The 2,623-nt window shown below is 72.9% G+C and carries 5 protein-coding genes; all 5 read right to left on the reverse strand.

Annotation, left to right across the window (positions count from 1 at the left end; all coding sequences use genetic code 11):
- Positions 1 to 242: hypothetical protein (locus ACTIFU_RS23375; RefSeq protein ID WP_439580730.1), on the reverse strand; the 242-nt coding region annotated here is incomplete at its 3' end.
- Complete coding sequence (locus tag ACTIFU_RS23380; RefSeq protein WP_439580731.1) at positions 242 to 688, reverse strand: C40 family peptidase; 447 nt, start codon at positions 686 to 688, stop codon at positions 242 to 244. The genes ACTIFU_RS23380 and ACTIFU_RS23375, both read right to left, overlap by 1 nt.
- Complete coding sequence (locus ACTIFU_RS23385; protein ID WP_439580732.1) at positions 685 to 1,749, reverse strand: DUF2163 domain-containing protein; 1,065 nt, start codon at positions 1,747 to 1,749, stop codon at positions 685 to 687. The genes ACTIFU_RS23380 and ACTIFU_RS23385 overlap by 4 nt, the downstream gene beginning before the upstream one ends.
- The gene (locus tag ACTIFU_RS23390) at positions 1,746 to 2,366 is read right to left on the reverse strand and encodes a phage distal tail protein, Rcc01695 family (RefSeq protein ID WP_439580733.1); all 621 of its coding nucleotides are present in this window, start codon (positions 2,364 to 2,366) and stop codon (positions 1,746 to 1,748) included. Before ACTIFU_RS23390 ends, ACTIFU_RS23385 begins: the two co-directional genes overlap by 4 nt.
- Positions 2,366 to 2,623 (reverse strand): hypothetical protein (locus ACTIFU_RS23395; RefSeq protein ID WP_439580734.1); only part of this gene is annotated, 258 nt, incomplete at its 5' end. The genes ACTIFU_RS23390 and ACTIFU_RS23395, both read right to left, overlap by 1 nt.

Genomic DNA, 2,623 nt, shown 5'->3' on the forward strand with positions numbered 1-2,623 from the left:
TTGCCGGCGACGCGGGCGGTGCCGAAGACCAGCGGGATGGCGGCGCCGTAGGTGCTGGTCTGCACCGCGAGGTCGCCCAGCCGCGGGCCGGTGATCGCCGGCGGCTTCGGCCCGAAGAGCATGGTGCCGGCGAGCCCGCCGAGCGCCCAGCCGACCGAGACGCCGAGGCTGGCCGCCCCGAGTGCGCCGCCGATCGCGCCGCCGAGCGCCGCCCCGCCGGCGGCAAGGGCGAGGACGGCCATCAGCGGGCGCCCATCGCGCTTGCGCGATGGGGACCCGGGCCGCTCCGCAGCCGGAACGCGCCGGTGAGTGTCCCGGCGTCGATCGTCGCGAGCGGTTCCTCGACGACACGCCGGCGCGGCGCATAGGCGTGGATCACGCTCGCCACGCGGTATGCGGGATGCGCACCGAGCACACCGAGATGGCCGGCGTAGAGGCCGAGATTGAACACCAGCACGTCGCCGGCGTGCGCCTCAGCGAGCGGTACTTCGTCGAGCGCGGCAGCGAGCCCGGCGCGCAGACGGTGCGAGGACGGCTCGCGCGCATAGGGTGCGGGATCGTCTGTGGCGATGCCGCAGTCGCGCGCGGCGAGCAGCACCAGGCCGATGCAGTCGAGCCCTGCGCGCGCGCGCCCGAGATGGCGCCACGGCACACCGATATACCTCCGCGCGGCCTGATCGAGCGTCACACCCCGACCCCGATGATGCCCTTGTCCCCGGGGATGTGCGGCTCGCCGCGGAAGTTGAGCCGGTTGGCGAACTTGTCCCGGCAGGTCGCGAGGCGCTTGTCGCAGCCGGGCTGGACGCGCAGCACGTCGCCGGCGATGGCCGGGAACGGCAGCGGCAGGAACAGCGCCAGCGTGCGGCTCGCCTGCGTCCAGGTGAGCACGTCGCGTGCCACGCCAGCGTTCAGCCCGGTCTCGAACACCGCCACGCCGTGCTCGAACCAGCCGTCAGGCCGGCCGGGCGCGGTGCCGGTGTTCGCGATCACGACCGTGCTCAGGTCCGGCGCGCTCTCGACGGTCGCCGGCAAGGTCCAGGCCATGCGTGCGGTCCAGATTACCGTGCCATCCGTTGTGGTCGCGTCGATCGCCGTGTTGAACACCGGCGGGGTGGACGCGGACGTGCCCGCGGTTGTGCACTCGTAGATGCGCTCCTGCTCGCGATACGTTCCCACCGCGAGTGGGTCGGTCTCGACGCGCACGAACTCGCCGAGCGCGTAGGCCGTGCTGTCCTGCCGCAGCGGCGGGCGCAGCGGCACGCGGCAGCGCGCGTCGCCCAGGTCGGCGCGGCATTCCGGCGTGTAGAGCTCGCCCACGGTCACGTTGAGCGCCTGGGCGAGCCCACGGAGCTCGGCGCGGAACGTGCCGTCGTCGCGCGCGATCACCTCGCCGAGCCGGCCCTTGCGCAGCCGCAGCGCCCCCTGCGCCGGATCGGACCAGTTGACCAGGAAGATGCGCACCTCGGCGCCATCCCACAGCCCGGCGCGCAGCGACGCGGCGTCGATCTCCGCGGCATCGAGGATGCCGTCGACCTCGGTCTCGTCCACGCTCAGGTCGGCGCGCGCGGCGATCGCGGCGCGCCGGTAGCCGGTCTTGGCCCGGTAGATGACGCTCTCGAATTGAAGGTCCGCATCGTGGTCGGTGAAACCGAACACAACGCCGTCGCGACGCTCGACGCGCCAGCAGGTCGCGAGCGTCGTCAGCCGCTCGCCGAGATGCGCAGCCAGGCCGGAGGAGACAGACTTCACAGCCGCACCTCGATCACGGGGATCTCCGCCCACTGGCCCTGAAAGAAGGTCTCCAAGGTGAGCCCCAGCTCGTCCGCATCGAAGCGCGCGGGGACGTCGAACTCGCACGCTGCTTCCACCGGCATCCCCACCGGCGAGCGGATGCCGGTGCCGAGCGTGATCACGCCCGTGGTGAGGTTCACCTGGAACTGGCTCGCGCCCGTGCCCTCGCTGCGCTCGACGCCGTCGACCCAGCAGCGCACCGTGCCGGCGACAGGAAGCTGGATCGTGCGCACCTGGCTCGTCGGGCCGGACGCGTAGCTGCGCGCGATCTGGAACGTGGCCGTCGTGCCGTCCGTGGTGCCGATCTGCTGCCGCGGCATCTGGAAGTCCGACCAGTCCTTGAAGCGGAAGGCGAAGGCCCGGCCGCGGCGGGCGCGGAAGAAGGCGATCAGCGCGGCGAGGTCGTCGCGCGTCTTGAGCCCGCTGCCGACGTTCCAGCGCCCGCGCGCCTGCGCCCAGTTCTGGTTGCGCCGCTCGTGCCCGCCGGCCGTCGTCACGATGTTCGTCGACCACAGCGGCCCGCCGGTGGCGCCGAGCGCGATCCGCTCGGGGAAGCGCACATCATGGAACGCCATCAGAGGCTCCGCTGTGCGCGCTGAAGGCCGCGCGCCATCGCCGCGGTGATCTGCGCCTGCGACGCGCGGAAGCTGTCGGCGTCGGCGGCACTGATGTTCATGATGACGGTGGCACCGCCGAGCGCACGCTGCGCGTCACGGCGCGGCACGACCACTTCGCCGCGCTGAAGGATCGCGGGATACTCGTCCGGCCGGAACCAGCCGTTGTGCAGCCGCGGCGCGCCGGCGAAGGCGAGCGCGGGCACGCGACGGTGCGG

Source organism: Elioraea sp., assembly GCF_051860475.1.
Classification (GTDB): Bacteria; Pseudomonadota; Alphaproteobacteria; order Acetobacterales; family Acetobacteraceae; genus Elioraea.